Source organism: Pauljensenia sp. 20925_1_25 (assembly GCF_041433955.1).
Taxonomy (GTDB): domain Bacteria; phylum Actinomycetota; class Actinomycetes; order Actinomycetales; family Actinomycetaceae; genus Pauljensenia.
On sequence record NZ_JAPWCL010000002.1, the window covers coordinates 20,564 to 41,971 of the forward strand.

At 65.6% G+C, this 21,408-nt stretch carries 15 protein-coding genes; 2 read left to right on the forward strand and 13 right to left on the reverse strand.

All coding sequences use genetic code 11. The features are described from left to right. Window positions 1-5: 5 nt before the first annotated feature. From tsaE to glmS, 8 genes are all read right to left on the reverse strand, one after another. Entirely contained in the window at window positions 6-599 is a 594-nt protein-coding gene (gene tsaE / locus O3932_RS01390; protein WP_371535706.1) for a tRNA (adenosine(37)-N6)-threonylcarbamoyltransferase complex ATPase subunit type 1 TsaE, read from the reverse strand. Continuing rightward, window positions 596-1,858 carry an alanine racemase gene (alr, locus tag O3932_RS01395; RefSeq protein ID WP_299241501.1) on the reverse strand — a complete coding sequence of 421 codons (1,263 nt, stop codon included), beginning with the start codon at window positions 1,856-1,858 and terminating at the stop codon, window positions 596-598. The genes tsaE and alr overlap by 4 nt, the downstream gene beginning before the upstream one ends. A 60-nt stretch (window positions 1,859-1,918) precedes the next feature. Beyond that, complete coding sequence (locus O3932_RS01400; protein WP_299241504.1) at window positions 1,919-3,664, reverse strand: bifunctional ADP-dependent NAD(P)H-hydrate dehydratase/NAD(P)H-hydrate epimerase; 1,746 nt, start codon at window positions 3,662-3,664, stop codon at window positions 1,919-1,921. A 312-nt stretch (window positions 3,665-3,976) separates the two neighbouring features. Beyond that, window positions 3,977-4,876, reverse strand: coding sequence for a GRP family sugar transporter (locus tag O3932_RS01405; RefSeq protein ID WP_009648119.1), 900 nt, complete (start codon window positions 4,874-4,876; stop codon window positions 3,977-3,979). Between the two features lie 373 nt (window positions 4,877-5,249). Next, window positions 5,250-5,705, reverse strand: coding sequence for a hypothetical protein (locus O3932_RS01410; protein ID WP_371535710.1), 456 nt, complete (start codon window positions 5,703-5,705; stop codon window positions 5,250-5,252). After that, window positions 5,698-6,087, reverse strand: coding sequence for a helix-turn-helix domain-containing protein (locus tag O3932_RS01415; protein ID WP_083836227.1), 390 nt, complete (start codon window positions 6,085-6,087; stop codon window positions 5,698-5,700). Before O3932_RS01415 ends, O3932_RS01410 begins: the two co-directional genes overlap by 8 nt. 40 nt (window positions 6,088-6,127) lie before the next feature. Further along, entirely contained in the window at window positions 6,128-6,679 is a 552-nt protein-coding gene (locus O3932_RS01420) for a hypothetical protein (protein ID WP_371535712.1), read from the reverse strand. 202 nt (window positions 6,680-6,881) lie between these two features. Then, window positions 6,882-8,795, reverse strand: a complete 1,914-nt coding sequence (gene glmS / locus O3932_RS01425) for a glutamine--fructose-6-phosphate transaminase (isomerizing) (RefSeq protein WP_371535715.1) — start codon at window positions 8,793-8,795, stop codon at window positions 6,882-6,884. A 180-nt stretch (window positions 8,796-8,975) separates the two neighbouring features. Here glmS and coaA point away from each other — a divergent pair, with 180 nt between their 5' ends. Next, window positions 8,976-9,923 (forward strand): type I pantothenate kinase, encoded by a 948-nt coding sequence (gene coaA, locus O3932_RS01430; RefSeq protein ID WP_371535897.1) that lies wholly within the window; start codon window positions 8,976-8,978, stop codon window positions 9,921-9,923. Between the two features lie 71 nt (window positions 9,924-9,994). Here coaA and O3932_RS01435 read toward each other — a convergent pair whose 3' ends face one another. From O3932_RS01435 to O3932_RS01455, 5 genes are all read right to left on the reverse strand, one after another. After that, window positions 9,995-13,699, reverse strand: coding sequence for a cadherin-like beta sandwich domain-containing protein (locus O3932_RS01435; RefSeq protein WP_371535718.1), 3,705 nt, complete (start codon window positions 13,697-13,699; stop codon window positions 9,995-9,997). 159 nt (window positions 13,700-13,858) lie between these two features. Then, a complete protein-coding gene (locus O3932_RS01440) occupies window positions 13,859-14,791 on the reverse strand; it encodes a carbohydrate ABC transporter permease (protein ID WP_371535720.1) in 933 nt (310 codons plus the stop codon). Continuing rightward, the gene (locus O3932_RS01445; protein WP_009648072.1) at window positions 14,788-15,699 is read right to left on the reverse strand and encodes a carbohydrate ABC transporter permease; all 912 of its coding nucleotides are present in this window, start codon (window positions 15,697-15,699) and stop codon (window positions 14,788-14,790) included. The genes O3932_RS01440 and O3932_RS01445 overlap by 4 nt, the downstream gene beginning before the upstream one ends. A 104-nt stretch (window positions 15,700-15,803) precedes the next feature. After that, window positions 15,804-17,201, reverse strand: coding sequence for an extracellular solute-binding protein (locus O3932_RS01450; protein WP_299238697.1), 1,398 nt, complete (start codon window positions 17,199-17,201; stop codon window positions 15,804-15,806). Window positions 17,202-17,365: 164 nt separating this feature from the next. Further along, window positions 17,366-20,194: a glycoside hydrolase family 2 TIM barrel-domain containing protein gene (locus O3932_RS01455; RefSeq protein ID WP_371535723.1), complete on the reverse strand. Its 2,829-nt coding sequence runs from the start codon at window positions 20,192-20,194 to the stop codon at window positions 17,366-17,368. 110 nt (window positions 20,195-20,304) lie between these two features. Here O3932_RS01455 and O3932_RS01460 point away from each other — a divergent pair, with 110 nt between their 5' ends. Continuing rightward, window positions 20,305-21,402 carry a LacI family DNA-binding transcriptional regulator gene (locus O3932_RS01460; RefSeq protein WP_371535725.1) on the forward strand — a complete coding sequence of 366 codons (1,098 nt, stop codon included), beginning with the start codon at window positions 20,305-20,307 and terminating at the stop codon, window positions 21,400-21,402. Window positions 21,403-21,408 lie beyond the last annotated feature (6 nt).

Below are 21,408 nucleotides of genomic sequence, written 5' to 3' on the forward strand. Positions count from 1 at the left end.
TGATCCTACTCGTCGGTCGCGGACTCGTCGCCCTCAGAGGCGTCCTGGTCGATGCGCGTTCCCCCGTGGGCGGCGACGATGTCCTCGAGGACGCCGTCCCAGCGGTGCCCGTGGGCGCGCAGGACGATGCGGCGGCGGCCGTCGTCCATGTGTTCCAAGTCGATGACGTCCCCGTCGCGCTGCGCCTGCCCTCCCGAGGCGCGCCGCACCTCGATGGCGAGGCGTTCCTCACTCATGGCTTCGGTCTTGCCGTCGCCCCATTCGACGACGGTGACGGCCTCGTCGAGGGAGGAATCCAGGTCGAGGGTCTCCAGGTCGTTCAGGTCGGTGATGCGGTAGGCGTCCGCATGGATGAGGTCGGGGCCACCGCCGAGGTTCGGGTGGACGCGGGCGACGATGAATGTCGGGGAGGCGACGCGGCCACGCACGCCCATGCCTACGCCGATGCCCTGCGTGAGGGTCGTCTTGCCGGCACCGAGTCCGCCGGACAGCATGACGAGGTCGCCGGCGGCCAGGACGCGACCGAGGTCCTCACCCAGCGCGCGGGTCTGGTCAGCGTCGTTGGTTTCGACGGCGTAGGAGGCGATGGGCTGGTTCATGAGGGGGTCCCGTCAGTCGCGTCGGCATCACCGATGTAGGCGCGCGGGATGTGTGCGCCCAGGTTGGTGACGATTTCGTAGTTGATGGTGTTCGCGGCGCGCGCCCAGTCGTCGGCCATAGGGGATGGGTCAGCGCCGAAGAGCACGGCGAGGTCACCGACTGCTGCGGGTGCCTGTCCGCTGCGCGCGGTCGGGGTGTCCGCCTCGCCGTCGGCAGGTCCCAGATCGATCATGAATTGGTCCATGCACACGCGCCCGATCTGGGGCGCGTCGAGAGGACCGGAAGCGGTGTGGACGGTGACACGGGCGCGGTTGGAGACGGCGCGCAGAATGCCGTCGCCGTAGCCGAGGGGGACCAGACCGATCCACCGGCGCGTGGGCGCAATCCACGTTCCCCCGTACGAGGCCGGGGTCCCCTCCTCGATCACCTTGACCGAGGTGAGGGGCGCGGTCAGCGTCAGGGCGGGAACCAGGCCGAGTTCGGACGAGGACGCGACGGCGGGGTCGGGACTCAGACCATACAGGCCGATGCCCGCGCGGACCATGTCGTAGTGCGTCTCGGGGTGCCATAGGATTCCGGAGGTGGCGGCCAGGTGACGGATGCGCGGCGTGATGCCCGCGTCGGCCAGGATTGCCAGGCCCTCCTCGAAGATGCGCACGTGGTTCGCGGTCGAGGCGTTGCCCGCCTCGCTGGGGTCGTCGGCGCGAGACATGTGGCTCCACGCGCCCACGACGTCGACGAGTCCCTCGTCGGCCGCCATGCGCAGGGCCGAGGCCAGGGCGGGCAGGTCCGCCAGGGTCGAACCCGCGCGGGACATGCCGGTATCAATCTTGACGTGGACGCGCGCGGGGCGCCCCACCTGCCGGGCGGCGGCGCAGATGTCGGCAAGCACCCACGTCCAGGACACGGAGACGTCAATATCGGACTCGATGGCCGCAGCAAAATCGGAGGAGGAGGTGGAAATCCACGCGAGGAGAGGGGCGTCGGCGCGCGCAACCCCGGCCTCGTCGAGGCCTTTGCGCAGCGTGAACGCTTCGGCCAGCTGCGCGACCCCCAGCCAGTCGGCACCGCCCTCCAGGGCCGCGAGCGCGACGGGAACCAGGCCGTGACCGTAGGCGTTGGCCTTGACGGTCGCGAGCTGGAGCGCGTCGGGGGCGGCGGCACGCAGGACGCCCAGGTTATGACGGATAGCGGCCAGGTCGACGACCGCGCGTGACGGGTAATCCCGTCCTTGACCGTGTTCGTTCGTGAAAGTCACTCCCCTATTATCTCACGCAGACCCGAGCGCGCCGTGCGGCTGCGCCTGCACTCTTCCATCTCAGGAGCCGAATGCGGCGAGGACCTCCGGGATTGCGTCAGCAATGTCGCGCGCCTGGATGGGGGCGCGACCGTTGTACTGATCGGTGGCCAACTTCGCCGCGCGACCGTGGAGCCACACGGCCGACACCAGTCGTTCGGGAGTCACGGCCTGCGGTTTTCCGTCGGGTCCCGGCAGCGCGTGCTCGTCCCTGACGGGGCGGGCGAGGATACCGGCGATCAGGCCGGCCAGGACATCGCCGCTGCCCGCTGTGCCTGCCCACGACGTGGTGGTCGGCGCAACCAGCGTGGAGTCGCAGCGGGTGCTCGTCTGCTCCATCGTGTCCAGGTCGGGGAAGCCCAACTCCGGGTTGATGAAGCTGGCGAGCAGCGCCTGATCACGGAGCTTGTCCGCGTATTCGAAGGACCGCACAACGGTGACGGGGCCCTTGAGGACGACGTGGCAGCCCGTGGCATCGTGGAGGAGATTCGCGTAGCGCAGGGGGGCCGCGGCGACCTCATCCCGCTTCGTCGGCGTGCCGAGCCTCGTCAGCAGGCGCGCGGCCTCCCCGTGGTGCGGGGTGAGGACGGTGGTCTCGGGGTTGATGGTGTCCGCCAGCTCCGGAATCAGGTCGAGGGCCCAGGCGTCGATGACGAGCGGCACGCCGGACTGGCCGCAGAATTGCGCGAGTTCGAGCGCATCCTCGCGGCGCTCCTCGTCCAGGCCTGGCCCGATGAGGGCTGCCTGAATGCGCCCGCCCACCATGACGACGCCCGGTTCGGCGGCCAGGACCAAGTCCTGGACGCGGCGGGTCGAGTTAAGGCGGACCATGCCGACGCCCGATGCCAGGGCCCCTCGCGTGGCGAGCAGGCCAGCGCCCGGGTAGGTGTCGGATCCCGCGACGAGGCCGACGACACCGCGCGCGTACTTGTCGTCGTCAAAGGCCGGGGCTTGGACGAACCGACTGCCGCCGGTTCCCTCGTAGAAGTACACCGGGACCTCGCCGTTCGTTTCCTCCGTGTCAGCGGGGGTCAGACCAACGAGTCCGGTCCACTCCATCTCGATGAGTTCCAAAGCACCACAATACTGCGCGGCGGGCGGCAGGATCTGGGCGCGTTTGAAGCTGCCCACGGCCATCGTGTGCGTGGCACGCATGACGGCACCCTTCACGCTCCCCTCGTCGTCGGTCAGGCCCGAGGGCACATCAATCGAGACGATGGCGGGGCGCATCAGGATCGAGTATTCATTGAGCCGCTCAACGGCCTCCGCGAGGTTCCCTCTGAGGGCCCCCTTGCCGCCGATGCCAACGATCCCGTCGATCCACACTTTCGCGAATACCACCAGGGAGAGCTGCGGGGAGTCAAGAACTGTGCTGATTGAGTCTCCCTTGAGGTCCACGATGGTGACCCCGGATGCTGTGGCGGCGCGCAGCGCGCGGGAGTGGCGCTTGCACTTGAGCAGGATCGCCGCCACGCTGACGCCCATGTCAGCGAGGGTCGCGCATGCGTAGAGGGCATCGCCACCGTTGTCGCCGCCTCCGACGAAGGCGACGACATCCGCCCGAGGGCCGGGGACAACGGGTTCGTGAGGTTCGGTCAACAGAGGGGCCGTGTCACCGACGAGTCGGGCAACGCGCTGCGCGACCGCGTCGCCGACCTGGCGCATATACAGATCCGGGTCATCGATCTCCGCAGCCTCACGGACAAAGCGCTCTTCAATTGAGCGCGCCTGCGGGAACGTCAGGGCGGGGCCGTCACATGTCAACATGTCTTCATTGTCCCATCTCTTCGCGCGCCTCCGCGCGCTTCCCAACGGCGCTCGCGGGCACGAAGCCCTGCGCCGAGGCCTGGGAGGGACTGCGGTCCTGGGATCCTCCGGCTTCACGGCAGTCGTGCGCCCTCTGGGAACCGATGTAGCGGTCGCGCGCTCCCCTCACGATGAGGTCGAGCCACGGGCCGCTCGAGGCAACGGCGAGCGCGCCGGGGCTGGCCCCCGATGGAACCTGTTCTACAGACGGTCCTGTGGGGCCAGCCCGTCCAGCTCTTCACTCCCCCGACTCCGGGGGAGTGAACGCGCCGGTTAGGCGACGTCGAGGGTCTTGGCGACGCCCGCCAGGACCGCGCCCACGATGACCAGGGCAACGCCGATGATGGTCCAGCGCAGCTCCTTGCGCGTGCGGGTTTCGTGGAGCCAGAGGATACCCAGCGGGGTGGAGATCAGAATTCCGAGCTGGGAGAGCGTGAAGCCGGTGCCGGCGCCCAGGTTGTTGGAGTTGAGCTGGAGCAGCAGGATGGCGGTGCCCCACAGGACGCCGTTGAAGGTCGAGGGGAGCATGCGGCGGTGGCGCAGCGAGTCCTCGGGGGCTACTCCTCCGCGGCCCTGGATCGCGAAGAACACGCCGCAGTACACGGTGTAGCCGATCGCCTGGGGCAGGAGGAATTCGGCGGGCTGGATGCCGAACCACTTGATGATGAGCGGGAAAGCGACGAGGCCCAGCGTGGAGGTCGTCAGCAGGAACGCGCCGCGCTTCCAGTCGAGGGAGGCCGCGTCGGAGCCGGACTCGGAGCGGGAGAGGAACCAGATGCCGACGATGAGGACGGCGATGGCGGCGAGGCCGTAGGGCAGTGCGCCGCCGTGGAGCCACTCGCCGAAGATCGCGATGCCGGCCAGGGACATGAGGACCAGCTGGCCGCCGGTGGACAGGGGCATCGTGCGGCTCATGCCGAGCACCGAGTAGGAGCGCAGCTGATCGCACACGCCGACGCCGAGGAGCAGGCCGGTCAGGAAGGAGACGCCCAGGTTCAGGGGTGTCCACGCGGGGTGCAGGAACGGGGTGGCGACGGCAGCCATAAGCAGGCCGCCGAGGACGGCGCCCATGACTCGCTGGCGGTCTGAGCCACCGGTCTTTCCCATCAGCGTCGTAGCGACGCCGAAGAAGACTGAGGGCAGGATGCCGATGAGGATCGTGGACAGAGTCATGTGCGCACCTCCTGGGGTGGTCGCGGCCCCGTTTCACGAGGCCGGGGCTTGTTTGCGTTGAATGGTGCGGCGGGCTTCCCGCCACCTCTTCAACGCTAGTCGCCCCCTCCCCCTCGCCTGCAATCTCCATCGCGGTTTTGGCTGCTCTTTCACATGCACATCGTGAAGCCTTTCACCAGATCAGGCCCATTCGATGACGCAGCGCACGCCCCGGTTCCGGAAGCTGACACCGGTCCGTAAAAGCGGCCCGGGCCTCGTCCCAGATGAGGAACGAGGCCCGGGAACGTTCACGGGGCTGCAGCCTGGTGTCGGACTATAGGGCGAACAAAATACGGAAGAGACGCGCACAGCCCTTGTAAGAAAACCGCCTAGACTACTTATTGGGAGCGAACGTGATTTGGCCGGGGCGAATGAGAGGCAGGAGAACTGCCGTGCCGGTAACCCGCGTGGTCAAATCACTGAGGGCTTCACGAACGTAAGGAAACGCCGCCATGAGCGCAACTCTCGATGCAAAGTCTGCAGGGGCTTCAGGGGAGAGCGCGAACTCCTGGCAGCCCTCATAATCGGTAATGACCGCGATAACGGCCTCCCACTGTGGAGCCGTGATCCGGAACTCAAACCGTGTTCCGAAGCGTTTGCCTTCCTGCCGAGTTCCGAGCATGCAGTTGATCTCGATCGGCGTAGGCTCACTACCTTCAAGATCGGAACCAGCCTGGGGAGCAGCATCCACAAGCTCAATCGACAGGCGATCAAAGCGAATGTCCACAAGTTGAAGTTTCGCAGTTGCAAGCATCTCTTCGACGCTTACCAAGAGGGGCACATCAGACATGAGCTGGCTCCTGCGTAATACTCCAGTCGTCGGCGACCGCCTGCGTCTTACGCGAGGGCGTAGGCACACGAACAGTTGCCTGGGCGGCTCCGGTCATCTGCCACGTAGCGGGTACGCCCTCACCACAGTCATCGACAACCTTGATGTCGAGGAGCGCATTGACGGCCATCGCGTACCGGATGATGGATGACACAGTCGGATTAGCGTCATAGCGTTCAAACGCAGCGACCGTAGGCTGACTGACGCCCATGCGCTCGGCGACAGTCTGCTGGCTGAGCTTATGCTCCTTGCGGAGCCTTACCAAACCCTCGAGAAGACGATCCCTCGCATCGACCAGCAGATCTGCGCGGCGCTCAAGGCTCTCATCACTCACTGAAGTCATAGATTAAACTATATAAGTGTGAGATGGTGTTATGCAAACTTCAGTCATGTTGTGTGCGCCGCTCGACACCCCAGTTTGTGGAATATCCAGAGATGAGGCGACGCTCAGCAATGTCGATCTCAGCGTCTTGCGCGGCCTTGGTCGCAGCCGGGTTGCCCTTGATGATCACCTTCTCATGAGCATGGAGGCCCAGTATGCAACGACCGAGCTGATCGAATGGCTGAGCGTGAATGAGACGGACCTCAACCTGAGCATAGGAGTCAATCCCTGAGGAATTAACTTCGCGAACATCAATGTCCCGCCAGCGAATTTCGAAGAGAGTAACACCGCCACGCAGAGATTTCAGTTCTCCCGGTGGTCGAAGTTTGCCTTGTGCGGCTTTTTCAAGGCGCTTTCTAAAACTCGCGCGGATCATCGCCTCTTGGTACGGATTCCAGCGACGGTTCGTTGGCTCCTTGATGGCCGCCATAAGAGCATTTACAGCTAAGCTGATGTGCTCTTGAGCCGTTCCATTACCGCCGCCATACCAATAGAAGTCCGCAGGCAGGTCGAGGCACACATTCGACCTGGAGGAATTATCTGCGACACTCATGAACTCCATGGTAGCCGGGGGGTATTGAATTGTGAGCGCACATGCCGTCGACGGCTTGCCTCGTACAACATGCAAGGGGAACTCACAGTCGCCCACGAGCATGAGGAAACTGACACCGGTCCGTAAAAGCGGCCCGGGCCTCGTCCCAGATGAGGAACGAGGCCCGGGAACGTTCACGGGGCATGCGCCCCGCGCGGGTGGATTACTCCACCGTCACGGACTTGGCCAGGTTGCGCGGCTGGTCGACGTCCAGCCCCTTGACGGTGGCGAGTTCGCAGGCGAAGATCTGCAGCGGCACGACGGTCAGGAGCGGTGCATACAGGGTCGGCACGGGGGGCACGCGGAAGACGACCTCGGCGAACTCGTCGACGGAGGTGTCCCCTTCCTCTGCGACGACGATCGTGCGGGCACCGCGGGCGCGGACCTCGGCGATGTTGGCCAGGACCTTGCCGTGCAGCTCGGGGCGGCGCGGGGTCGGCACGATGACGATGACCGGCTGTCCCTCGTCCACCAGGGCGATGGGGCCGTGCTTGAGCTCGCCGGCGGCGAAGCCCTCGGCGTGGATGTAGCAGATTTCCTTGAGCTTGAGCGCGCCTTCGAGGGCGACGGGGAAGCCGACGTGACGCCCCAGGTAGATGACCGAGGTCGCGTCCTGCATGGTGCGGGCGAACTGGCGGACCGTCTCGCCGTTCTCGAGGACGCGGGCGATGGCCTCGGGGACGCGCGCGAGCTTCTCCATGTAGTCGGCGATCTCGTCGGCGTACTTGTTGCCGCGCACCTGCGCCAGGTACAGGCCCAGGATGTAGCAGGCGGCGACCTGCGCGGTGAAGGCCTTCGTGGAGGCGACCGCGATCTCGGGGCCGGCGTGGGTGAGGATCACGGCGTCGGACTCGCGCGAGATGGTCGAGCCGGGCGTATTCACGATGGCAACGACCTTCGCGCCCTGCTCGCGCGCGTGGCGGATCGCCTGGATCGTGTCCATGGTTTCGCCGCTCTGGGAGATGGCGACGACCAGGGTCTTCTCACCGACGACGGGGTCGCGGTAGCGGAACTCGCTGGAAAGCTCGACCTCGACGGGAATGCGGCACCAGTGCTCGATGGCGTAGCGGGCGACCTGGCCAGCGTAGGAGGCGGTGCCGCAGCCGATCATGATGACCTTGTCGACGGAGCGCAGGACGGACTCGGGGATGCGCACCTCGTCCAGGGCCAGGTGACCGAAGGAGTCGATGCGGTCGGCGAGGGTCGCACCCACGGCGTCGGGCTGCTCGTGGATTTCCTTCTCCATGAAGGTCGGCCAGCCGTTCTTGGTGGCGCGGTCGGAGGAGAAGTCGACCTCGTACTCCTTGAGAGCCACGGGCATGCCGTCGGGGTCGATGACGGTCACGTCGGTCGCGGAGACGACGACGACCTGGTCCTGATCAATCTCGACGGCACGGTTCGTGTGCTCGACGAAGGCCAGCACGTCCGACCCTAGGAAGTTCTCGCCCTCGCCCAGGCCGATGACCAGCGGGGAGGAGCGGCGGGCCGCGACGATGACGTTCGGGGACTGGTTGGAGACAACCAGGAGAGTGAAGGTGCCGTGGAGCTGAGCGGTGACGGCGCGCATGGCGACGACCAGTCGGCGCGCGACCTCCTCGTCGGTCCCGGTCAGCCCGGCGACCGCTCCCGTGTACGAGGCCGGGGTGGCCTGGTCGTAGGCGCGCGCCAGCAGGTGGACGACCACCTCGGTGTCCGTCTCGGAGGCGAAGGTCTCGCCGTCGGCGACGAGGGCGGCGCGCAGGGTGTCCGCGTTTTCGATGATGCCGTTGTGCACGAGCGAGAAACGACCGTCGGGGCTCGTGTGGGGGTGAGCGTTCGCGACCGTGGGGCGCCCGTGGGTCGCCCAGCGGGTGTGCCCGATGCCGGCGAAAGCGTCGGCGGGACTATCCGCGTCGACTTCTTCCACGAGGTTCACGAGCTTGCCGACCGCGCGGCACACGTAGAGGCCATCCGCGCCGGTCAGGGCGATGCCCGCCGAGTCGTAGCCGCGGTACTCCAGGCGCGCCAGACCGCCGAGGATTACCTCGCGGCTGCGCTGGGAAGCCTTACATCCAATATGTCCAACAATTCCGCACATGCCCCTAATTCCAACACATCGGTGCCGTCCCGGCACACCGAACGCGTGTCGCTTCACGTGGCGTACGTCAGGTGAACACGGGGCGCAAGAGGACCCCATGTGAGGGACAATAACCCCGTGAGCACCACTGACGCTTCCTCGCCCACCCCATCCACGGCCTCGTCGGGAACGGCCCCGAACGTGGGATGGCGGGCCAACCCCAGCCCCTACGCGCGCTTCGACCGCCACGAGTGGGATGCCCTGACCGACCGCACTCCCCTGCCGCTCACTCAGGAGGACATCGACCAGATCGCGTCGCTGGGCGACCCCATCGACATGACCGAGGTCGACACGATTTATCGGCCCCTGTCGGCCCTCCTCCAGCTCTACATCGACGGGCGTCGGCGCATCTCCGCTGAGCGCCACGCATTCCTGGGTGAATCCGACGCTCACTCGACGCCCTTCGTCATCGGCATCGCCGGGTCGGTCGCCGTCGGCAAGTCCACCGTCGCCCGCCTCCTCCAGCTCCTGCTCTCGCGCTGGGACTCCACGCCCCGCGTGGACCTGGTGACCACGGACGGCTTCCTCTACCCGAACCGCATCCTGCAGGAGCGTTCCCTCATCGCCCGCAAAGGATTCCCCGAATCCTACGACCGCACGGCCCTCATTTCCTTCCTCGCGTCCGTCAAAGCCGGCAACCCCCACGCGAAGGCCCCCGTCTACTCCCACGTCACCTACGACATCGTTCCAGACACCTACATCGACGTGGACCGCCCCGATATCCTCATCGTCGAGGGCCTCAACGTCCTCCAGCCCCCACGCTCCGCGCCCGGCTCCATTTCCGTCGCCGTCTCCGATTACTTCGACTTCTCCATCTACGTCGACGCTAACGAGAAACATATTGAGCAGTGGTACGTCGAGCGTTTCCTCAAACTGCGAGCGACAGCGTTCACCCGCGAGGACTCATTCTTCAAGACCTACGCATCCTTGACCGACACCGAGGCCGTCTCCACCGCACACATGGTGTGGAATGCGATCAACCTGCCGAACCTACGCGAAAACATCCAGCCCACCCGCGAGCGCGCCACCCTCATCTTCACCAAGGGTGCCGATCACCGCGTCGAGTCCCTGGCGATTCGCAAGGACTGACCCTCCCCCACGCGGACGAGGCCGCAGCCGGAATACCCGGCCACGGCCTCGTCATTCACGTGGCAACTCGGTTAGCCGATCCACGCGCCCGAGGGCGCGAAGTGGTACCAGGTCCAGCCGATCAGCTCCCAGCCGGTGGCCATGGCGCCGCTGCCTCGTAGGTAGAACCAGGTCGGGCCCTCCTGATACCAGCCGGTCGTCATCGCACCGCTGGTGCCGAAGTGGTACCAGGAGCCGCCGATCTGCGTCCAGCCGGTGGTCATCGAGCCGGAGGGCGACAGGTAGTACCAAGTACCGTCGTCCTTCACCCAGCCGGTACGCATCGCGCCGGAGGAGGACATGTAGAACCAGGACCCACCGATCTGCGTCCACCCGGTCGTCATCGCTCCCGTCGCGGGGTCGAAGTAGTACCAGGAGCCGCGATCCTTCACCCAGCCGACCTGCTGGGCGCCGCTGGTGCCGTGGTAATACCAGTGTCCGCCGTCGTGGACCCAGCCCATCTTCAGGTAGCCGCTTGCGTCGAAGCGGTACGTGAGGCCATCGATGACCAGGGTCTCGTTCGCGGCGTAGGTGCCGTCAGAGTAGGCGTACCACCAGCCGAAATAGCCGGACTTCCACTGGCCTGCGCGAGGCTGGGGCGCGGGATCCGGGGTCGGGTCCGGGGTGGGATCCACGGTCGGGTCCGGGGTGGGAGCGGGGGTCGGATCCACGGAAGGGTTCGGCTCGGGTGAGGGATCCGGTGTCGGATCCGGGGTCGGGTTTTCGAGGGTCACCCAGTACAGGAAACGTGAGTCACCTCCACCAACAGCGTGAAGCACGACCTGCGAGGTTTCACCATCGCCGAGCTCGACTTCCTGCGTCGTCTTGTCGGCGGGGTTGACGAGCATCAGGTGCGCGTTCGCGTTTGGCTTCTTGACGGTCAGGGTGATGTCCTGCGCGGTCTCGGCCAGCGAGCCGTTGTCGGTGCGCGGGTCGAGGAGGTAGGACGGGTAGCGTGTCTGGCCGGTCAGAGCGTTGACAACCATGAAGCCCGTGGGGGCCGTCGTGGAATCGCCGAAGATCTCGGCCGACTTGGCACCATCCAGACCGCCCAGCTGCTCGAAGTAGCCGACAACAACGTCACCGGGCAGACCGTCGTTGACGGAGCCGACGTTGGTCACCGACATGTCAACCAGGCCGACGGCCTCGTTGGCGGCCACGGCCTCGTCGCCGGTGGCAAAGTTACCGTAGGTGTAGCCGCTCAGCGTCGGGGTATCGGAACGGGCCGCGTACTGGCCGGGCTTGTAGGCGACGAACGTGGAGTTCATGGCCTTCGTGTAGTTACCGATGTAGGAGACGTTGCCGAAGATGGTGGAGAACTCGTAGAACGAACGTGTCGGCGCACCATCGTGGTCGATGATCGAGGAGCGGTCGTAGCCGTTGTACTCCATGCGGAACAGGCCGAACCACTTCTGGCCGGTGGCCAGGCCCAGGGACGGCACGATCGACTTCTCGGAGGCGGACACGTTCGCGTCCCAGTTGTAGTCCAGGTACTGGCCGTACAGGATTGGGCTGGAGCCGTCACCGGTGATGCCCTTGAGGCCGTATTCGCGCTGCTTCTTCCAGGTGTTGGTGTTCAGCAGGTCCATGACGACGGTGCTCGGAGCTGGGCCGCCGTTGGCTCCCCAGTAGTACTTGTCCCAGCTGAGTAGGTCGGGCTGGGCGTTCTCGACGTAGTAGCTCAAGTTTGCGTCGCGGTACCAGGAGGGATCGTCCCAGGAGTTGGCGTGGACGACCGCACCGGGGATATTCTGCTTCGACCAGGCGAACCAGTTCTTGAAGCACTCGGACTCGCCGCGGTTGAATCCGCCCTCATCGCCGTACTGAATGTCGACGAGCGTCGAGGCATAGGGCGCCATGTACTGGTTCATGAAGTCGTGGGGATCGCCCGCGTTGCACATGCTGTTCTTGCCGGTGGGGGCCTTGGCGAGGGCCCACGGCGCGCCTTTGCCCAGGGACTCCATCATGGGGGTGTTGAACATGGGCAGGTCGTAGAACATGGGGAATGCGCCGCCCGTGAGGTCGCGCTCGTTGGCGTCGAAGCCGCCGCGACCGTAGCCCTCGGAGGGAACCCAGGCGGGCATCATGACGCCGTACTGCAGCGCGAGGGCCTGGGCGCGGTTGACGCCCCACGTGCTCTCCCCGGGGTTGAAGCCGGAGTATCGCTCGTACATGGAGTTGTCGACTGCCGGGGCGACGGGAGTCTTGCCGGCGGGCAGGCCCCATACCTCAACGTCGTTGAAGGTGACGGCGGTCGCGATGTTCTGGGGTGTCTGGGGCTCGGTCTCGTCGTTCATCCAGATGCGGATGTTTGTGGCGAGGTGGTAGGCGTTGAAGTCCCAGTACCACAGGCCGCGCGCGTCGCGCGTGAGCGAGCCGTGGGTGACGATGGTCGTCCACGGGCCGCCGTCGGCCTCCTGGACAGCGATGGCCACGGAGTTACCGCCGTGCCATCCTTGCGCGCCGGCGGGCAGGGTCGGGGTGCCCCAGCCGTTGACTCGGTGCACGTAGCGGGCTTCGCCCAGGTGCAGCTCGATGCCGGTGACATTGCTCGACCAGTCGCTGGCACGAACGAGCGGATCGGAGGTCCACGTCGTTGCGGGGTCGAGGTCGGTCAGGGCCGCGTTGTCGGCCTCGGTGCCGCCATTCGCCGAGGCCGTGGCGGGCACGAGCACGTTGCCGCGGAAGTCGGTCTCCACCTTGGTGATGTTGACGACGTAGGTGGCTTCCTTGCCGTCCTTGGATACGGTCGCGGTGATGACGTTTAGGCCGGTGGTCAGGTCAAGGTTGGATACGCGTCCATCGGCGTCGGGGGTCGCGCCGTTGATGGTGACGGTGGCTCCGTCGACTGTGCGGATGCGGGCCGAGACGGTCGTGGCGTGGTAGTAGCCGGTGGCCGTGTAGGTGTGGGTGCTGGGGGCGAAGTCCACGGGCTTGCCGGGTTCGCCGTAAGGCAGCTGGTCGATGACGAAGTCAACGACGAGGTCGGACGCGCCCGATCCCTGCTCGGGAGCCTCCGGGTGAGGAACGACAGGGCGGACCGCGTCGTTGTCGCCGCCGCCTTCGTCGCCGCCGTAGGAGGTGATCGCGTTACCGTCGGCGTCGCAGGGCAGAAGCTTGATGTCGGATAGGGCCATGTCCGACTTACCCGGGGCGAGGGAGCGCAGGCCTGCCAGGGCGATGACGCGCTTCGTCGTCGCGGGGAAGGTGACGTACTGTTCCTTGTTCCCGTACTGTAGGTCGGAACCGTGGGCGAGTTCGGTGCCGCCGTCCCACGTGCCCGCGGCGACCTTCGTCTTCCAGTCGTCGAAGGACGCGTCGGATGCAGGGTTGCCGGGGTCTTCGTCGAAGGCGAACACCCGGTATTCGCCGGGGAATTGGTCGTTTCCGAGCGTCGAATCGTAGGTGGGGCGCGGGGTCAGGCCGAGGCCACAGACCTGGGTGCCAGGCGTGGGGTTCTGGACGGCGAGGGCGTGGGGGTAGGGGTCGAGGCCTCCCTTCCACTTGGTGGTCCAGAAGGTCTTGGTCGCGTCGGTGCGAGCGGTGTCGTCGTCGACGAGCGCTGCGATGGTGCCATTCGGGGCACCTTCGCCGACTGTCTCTTCGGAGGTCGCCCACAGAACGGTCGGGTGGTAGGGGGTGTCGGAGGCTGCGATGGTCGCTGCGGGGGTGAGGCCGAGCATGGTGGCCGCGAGAATCGGCGCTCCGAGCGCACCGATGATGGGTCGAGTCCCCATGAGTGTAACTCCTTCGTCAGTATGGGGTGAATGGCCGGGAACCTTCGTTTGTCGAAAGGGATCCCACAATACCTATCACGTGTTAGCTTTTTGTAACAGAACCTCCTTTTTGGGTAGAAAATACCCTCGCGGGTGCGCACGCACCCGCGAGGGGCGAGATTAGAACTTCAAACCTCCGTCTTCGATACCGCGGAAGAAGAACTTCTGACTGAACATGAAGACTAGGACCACGGGGATCATAGCGACGACTGCTCCGGCCAGAACCAACTGGTAAGTGACGCCCTGGGGCGAGTTCTGGATCGCCGTCAGCGTCAGCATCAGCGTCTGCTTCTCCGGATTCGGCAGCATGAGCAGCGGGAAGATGAAGTCGGACCATGCCCCGATGAAGGAGGTCAGGCCCACGACCGTCAACGTACCGCGCACCTGGGGCAGGAAGATGGACCAGAAGCGACGCAGCTCGCCCGCCCCATCAATCAGGGCGGCGTCCTCTATTTCGTCGGGAATGCCCATGAATGCGGCACGCATCATGAGGATCTGGAAGGGACCGATCATCGCGACCATCCACACGCCGGGCAGCGTGTTGTAGAGGTCAAGCTGCACCATCATCTTGAACAGGGAGAGCATGATGGACTCGAAGGGGAAGATCATGGCGGACAGGACCACGAAGTACATGACGGTGCGCCCGGTCCACCCACGCCTCGACAGCATGTAACCGCCGATACACGACAGGATGATGTTCGAGGTCACAGTCAGTGCCGCGATGATCGCCGAGTTCTTAATCGCACTCAGGATGTTGGTGCGCTCGAAAAGGGCCTCGAAGGAATCCAGCGACCACTGCTGTGGAAGGATCGTCGCGCCCTGACCGAAGACGGATTCGCCGGGGGCCTTGAATGCCGCCATCAGTGGCAGGATGAGAGGTCCAACAAGAACGATAGCGACGACAATCAGCAGCACGTACCGCGCAAACAGGGCGCCGCCGCGCATCTGGCGCGAGGCGACGGTGCGCCCCTGACGTTCAAGGCGACGCTCCTTGCGCCACTGGGCCAAGCGTTCGCCGAAGGAGGTGGTGTCGGTGCGGGATGCGGTGCTCATGAGTCTTCAGCCTTCCTCTGCAAGCTCTGGGAGGCGATGATGAAACCGAAGGTGATGAGGAAAAGACACACCGACGCGGCGTCACCTTGTCCCAGAGATCCGAAGGTGGGGTCGACGATGCGGTCTCGGATATACATCGTCAGGGTCTTTGTCGGAGAGGCGGAGCCACCCAGCAGGTACACCTCGGTGAAGATCTTCAAGCAGCCGATGGTCGTCAGCGTGGCGACCAGGAACATCATGACCCTCACGCCGGGTACAGTGACGGTCACAAAACGGCGGATCGGGCCAGCACCGTCGATCTCGGCGGCCTCATACAGGGACTTGTCCACGTTCGCCAGGGCCGACAAATACAGGATCATGTAGTAGGGCAAGCCCTGCCACAGGGTGATGATCATGGCACAAAACAGGATGAGCCATTGATTCGACAGGAACGGGATCGTGTCGAATCCCCACGAGGACAGCAGGTTATTGATCGGGCCGCGCTGGTCCAGGAGGTAGCGCCAGGCCAGGGAGATGACGACCAGCGAGGAGATCGCGGGCAGGTAGTACAGCGCTCGGAAGAAGCCGATGCCGGGGACATGCGACTTCACCAGGAGGGCCAGTAGCAGGGGCAGGAGCACCATGAGCGGCACGACGCACACCGCGTAGATGAGGGAGTTCCTCAGGGCTTCCCAGAACTCTGCGTCCCCCAGGACGGCTGCGTAGTTGTCGATTCCGACGAAGCGGCCGATTCGCCCCATCGGTTTTGTCTTCGTGAACGACACGTAGACGGTCGTTATAAAGGGATAGATGTAGAACGAGATGATGGCGAGGACCGGCAGGGTGACCCACAGCCAGGGAACCCAGCCGGGGCGGAATCGGGCGGCGCCATTGAGGGAGCGCGACTGCGCGCTCGTACGTATCGGCATACCAGTGTCCTTCATGAGGGGCGCGCGACCGTGAGCCTGCGGCGTTGCGCGAGGTGAGGGGTGCGTCGGGGGGTCGAGGCCTGGCCTCGACCCCCCGCGTTCAATCAGTCTTCGAGAGCCTTGAGCTTCTCGTTCATCTGATCCTGTGCGGTCTTGAGGGCGGTCTTGGGATCAACCTCACCGCGGATAGCCTTGTTGACGTTCTCGATGAGGGCATCCTTCACGGCACCGGTCGCGTAGAAGACGTCGGTGTAGGCCTCGGCGTCCTTGGCAGCCTTCGCGGCTTCCTCGTAGGCGGCCTTGAAGACCGGGTCGTCAGCGATCTCCGGCGGGTTGGCGACGAGCTTGTCCAGAGCATCGGTGGCCGCGGGGAAGATGATCGCACCGCCGTCGTGCGTCCAGGCGTACTCGTTCTCGGCGTTGGTGATCCACTCGGCAAACTTCATGGCCAGCGGAGCGTTCTTGGTTGTAACCGAGACTCCGATGTACTGCCCCTCGAAGACGGGCTTGATGCCGGGGTTGGTCGGGAAGGGACCAACGCCGGTGTTCTCGTACACGGTCGCGTTGTTGCTCTTGACCGACTTCAGGAACGAGGCGTTGGGGGTACCGAAGGCGAGGTTACCGTCGGTGTAGGCCTTGCCCGGGTCGGGTTCACCGGTCAGGGAGTCCTTCGGAATGGCACCGGCAGCGTAGAGGTCGGAAAGCTTGGTGACGTAGTTGATCGCAGCCTCGTTGTCGGCGAAGTTGAAGGCGGTCTTATCCTCGTTGAGGAGGGTGACGCCCATGCCGTGCAGCTGAGCGATCATGTACCACTCGGGTGAGCCGTAGATGCCGTAGTCACCCTGTCCGTCGGCCCCCACCTTGGCTGCGGCGTCGAAGAGTTCGTCCATCGTTGCGGGCGGTTTGTTCTCGTCGAGGCCAGCGCGCTTGAAGACTTCCTTGTTGTAGGTGGTGATGTAGGGACCGAAGTACCAGGGCAGCGCCGTGTGGTGGCCACTCGCGCCCAGGGCGGTGGAATCCCAAATGGAGGGCACGAACTTGTCGCCGATGCCGGGGGCCTTCACGTCGTAGTCCATGAGGAGGTTGGATTTGGACAGCGCGAGGATCGTGGAGGAGGGAACGTTGACGACGTCCGCCATCTTGCAGTTCGAGGCCTGGGCCGTGATGGTCTGGTCGAACTCGGCACCGCCGCCCTGGTCGGTCCAGTTGATCGTGACGCCGGGGTTAGCGTCCTCGAATTCCTTGATCTTGGCCTTGAAGAAGTCGCCGAAGTCATTCTGCAGACCCTGGGTCTGGAAGGTGATCTCGCCTTCCACCTTCGAGGTGTCGATTGCTGAGCCATCGATGTTCCCAGCGGGAATGTCACAGGCGACGTCGGGTGCTGGGATGGAACCGGAGGCGGATCCACCGCCACCGGAGCCGCCACTGTCGCAGGCGGCCAAGCCGAGGGTACTGAACATGGCAAGGGCAACGATGCCGGCGGCCATCTTCTTCTTCAACATGCGAAACCTCCATTGGTCCGTTTTTGTTGGTCGATCGATGGGATCGAGTCACTAACTATCTCGTGTTAGTTGATATATGAATCATAGCGACTTCGTGTGTGCTACGCATCATTTGTCAGAAAGCTGTCACATCGTTATCAAGACGCAACATACGCGGCACAGGCTCAATCACCCCTAACCTGGGCAATCACCACACGGACGTCAACGTCGCGCATGCGCCCGGCAGCTTCAGGCCGCGCATCGGGGCCGCACGAGCGGGTCCCGATGCCGTCCTGGAAGACGTCGAGCCACAGGAACAGGCGCTCCGAGTCGGGCAGGTCCTCCCAATGCGAGGCCTGGGCCAGTTCACGCTCGCTCCACCGGCTGACGCTCCACCCCAGGGGCGAGCCGGGGAGGATGAGGAACTCCCCGGCCTCACCACGAAGGGAGAGGGCCTCCAGGCCCTGGCGATGCCCGCCTTCCTGGGGGCGCACGCACACATCCCACAGATCGCAAGCATCGCCGCTGCCACATCCGCGAGCGCCCGGCACGCTCATGTCGGCGTATCCGATCATGGTGTCTCCCAGCCAGGTGGCGTGCCACGCGGATCCCGGCAGCTCGAGGCGCAGACCGAGGCGCGGGACGCGGGGCGGCCAGGTACCGTAGGGCGCGACGCGCAGGAAGACGGACAAAGCGTTCGGCCCCTCCTCACCAATGCGTACGGGTGCGTATTCCCATGTGAGAGTGACGCCGAACTGGCCTGCCGGTGGCGCCCAGCGTTCGACGACGCGGCGAACACCCCCGTCCTCCTCAATGGAGGCGAGGCGTCGGCGCAGCAGGTGCAGGCGCGCGCGCTCCCAGCGCATGGCGTGCGATGTTCCGGCTTCGCCGCGCCCGACGCCCAGGGGTCCCAGGTTCGAGGCATCGATGCCCCAGTAGTCGACGGGACCGCGACCTCGGTCATTGTCGGTGGGCGCGCGGAACACGCTGAGGTCGATGCGCACAGGCATGTCGCCGATCCGCGCCACGCGCCCGCTTTCATCGAGAGCGTAGGGCGAGTCGGCCTCGTCAGCGCAGGGCACGAGGTCGGTCTCCGCGAGCGCGCGCAGGCGATCCCGCTCCCCCACCGAGCCGGAGTCGGCTTCCACAATCGCGCGGGCGAGCGCGGGAGCGTCGGGGGCCATCGCCGCCACCCACGCCCAGGTGCCCGCGTAGGGGCGAGACAGAGCGTCGACGAGTCCGTCGCACACGAAGTTGCCGTCGTGGACCTCCTCGCCGAAGTCGCCACCGTAGGACAGGGCGCGGCGTCCGTCCGGCAGGGTTCGCCACAGGGCATGGTCGCGCCATTCCCAGACGAATCCGCCGGCGTGGCGGGGATGGCTCATCTGCGCGGCGTAGCCGGGCGCGCCCGCGGGGCCGGTTCCCATGGCGTGCAGGTATTCGCACATGAGGTAGGGGGCGCGGCGGATGCGTTCGCGCGCCGCGTCGTCGACCTGTGCTGCCACGTGCGTGGGCACGGCGACCTCTGCGTGGAGATCACTATCGTCGAGGACGGCAGCGACCTCCTCGAGCGTCGGGTACATGCGCGAGTAAATATCCGTGTATTCCAGGGCATGGTCGCCCTCGTAGTGGACAACGGCTCGCCCACCCGTACGCTCATGGATCCAGCGCGCGCAGGCGGCCAGGTTCGCCCCGGTACCCGACTCGTTGCCCAGGCTCCAGCTCATGATCGAGGGGTGGTTCTTGTCGCGCTCGAACGCGCGCATCGTGCGGTCCAGGTAGGCGTCGGCCCAGCGCGGATCGTCGGAGGGGTTGTCGATCCATTCCCCCGCCCCCTCGAAGCCGTGCGTCTCGATGTCTCCTTCGAGCATGACCCACAGCCCGATCTCGTCGGCCAGGTCCAGCAGGCGCGGGTGCGGCGGGTAGTGGGAGGTGCGGATCGCGTTAATGCCCATGGATTTCATGAGTGCCAGGTCGGCGCGCGCCCACTCCTCGTCAAAGACGCGGCCCTCGTCGGCGCGCACCTCGTGACGGTTGACGCCGTTGAGGCGCAGGGGCTTCCCGTTGGCTGTCAGGACGCCGTCCTCGATGGAGACGCGCCTAAATCCGATGCGCAGGCGTCTGTCCCCATCGACGAGGCCGTCTCCCCCATTGATACTCACGCGCGCCTCGTAGAGGGCGGGGTCCTCCGGGTTCCACGGGCGTACGTCTCCCACCTGGAGGCGGTCGGAGCGGTAGCGCCCGTCGTCGCCTTTCTCGAGGGCGAGCAGATAGGTGCCGAGGCCGTCGATTGCGAGGCGACCGACCAGGGAGGCCTCGCGGGCGCCGAGCACCCGCGCCTCGACGGTCGCATACCCGACCCCAGCCTCGTAGTCGGTGTCGATCCAGAGGTCTTCGATGCTGCCGGGGGCGAGGCGGCGCAGGCTGACGGATCGGAAGATGCCGGGCAGCCACCACTGGTCCTGATCCTCCAGATAGCTCCCGGGGCTGAACTGGTGGACGCGCACGGTGATCGTATTCTCTCCGGGGTGCACGCGGTCGGTGATGTCAAACTCGTGGGCGAGGCGCGAACCACGGGCCATGCCCACCCATACGCCGTTGACCCACACGCTCGCCTGGCTTTCGACGCCGTCGAAGCGCAGGGCGACCAGGTCGTCCTCCCACCCGTCGGGCATCTCGAAGGTGCGGTGGTAGTCGCCGACGGGGTTCGCCTCGGGCGGGTAGGGCGGGTCCACCGGGAAGGGGAAGTCAACGTTCGTGTAGGCGGGGCGGCCGTAACGCCCGTTGCCTCGCAGCACCCAGTGGCTGGGCACGTCAATCGTGTCCGCGTCGTCGCTGACGGCTGGCTCATCCCAGGGTTCTTCAACATTCGCCCAGGGAGTCGGGTCGGTGCAGTGATAGACGAAGGACCAGGTACCGTCGAGGCTCAGAACGCCGGGATCATCGGCCAGATGCGCGCGCGGCGGCAGGAGTGCTCCCGCACCGGGGGCGTAGGAAGGTAGTATCGATATCACGTCTGCGTGCCTTTCGGATGTCATCGTCGAAACTCCGATCGTCACCTACAAGACTAACACGTTATAGTTATTGTGTTTCTTCGAACACACACGAGGATTGGGAGTCCGCCATGGAGCGCGCAACCCGGGCCGACGTCGCCCGCGCAGCAGGCGTCGCACCCTCCACTGTTTCGCTCGTCCTCAACGGCCGCGGCCGTGATGTCAAGATCGCACCCGCCACGATCGAGCGCGTCAAGCAGGCCGCACGCGAACTCAACTACATCCCCAATGCCGCCGCACGCTCGCTGCGCCGCGGCAAATCCCACCTCATCGCGCTCCTCATGGCCGAACTGCCCGACGACCCCTTCGTGCCCGTCGTCCACACGGTTCTCACGACCGCGATGATCGACATCCAGCGCCGCGGCTACCTCCTCCTCCCCCTCTTCCAGGCTGGCGACGGCGCCTCCGACGCCGAAGTCATCCGCTCGGTCCTGGGCGACACTCAGCTGGCCGGCATCATCCGCGAGACCACGTCAGCCGAGGCCTTCACCTCACGCCTCCTCGCGAACCTCGGGATCCCCGTCGTCGCGATGTCCATGATCGAGGCCGACCCCACCGGCTCCGAGTCCTCCCTCATCCGCATCGACGAAGGCGCAGGCGTCCACGACATCATCTCCTCCTGCGCCCTCGTCGACCCAAACACCGGCATCGGCTCAGGCCAGGCCGTCTTCCTCGCCGGTCCCAACACCAACCACGCTCGCCAACACCCCATCGCACGCGCCTTCGGCACCAACTTCACCTTCTATTCCCTGCCCGACTGGGAACCCGCCACCGCCTACCAGGCCGCCCTTCGCCTCCTGACCGAGAACCCCGGCATCTCTCTCATCGCGCTCGCCGACGACTCGCAGGCACCCGGCGTCTTCCAGGCCGCCGCCGACCTCGACCTGTCAGTCCCCACCGACCTGTCCATCCTCGGATTCGGTAACCAAGACCACCGCAGTGCCGAGGCCCTGGGACTGACCACCGTCGACTGGCCCCTCACAGACATGACGTCAGCCGCCGTCACCTCCATCATCAACGTCATCGAAGGACGCCCGCCCACCGCTTCCCTCCTCCCCGCCCCCCTGGCCGTCACCGAGGAAGCCACCCCGGCCTCGTCCCAGACGATCCCCGTCGCCACGATCCCCACGCGCCCGGTATGGCGAGCATCGGTCGCCCGACGGAGCTAACGCGCC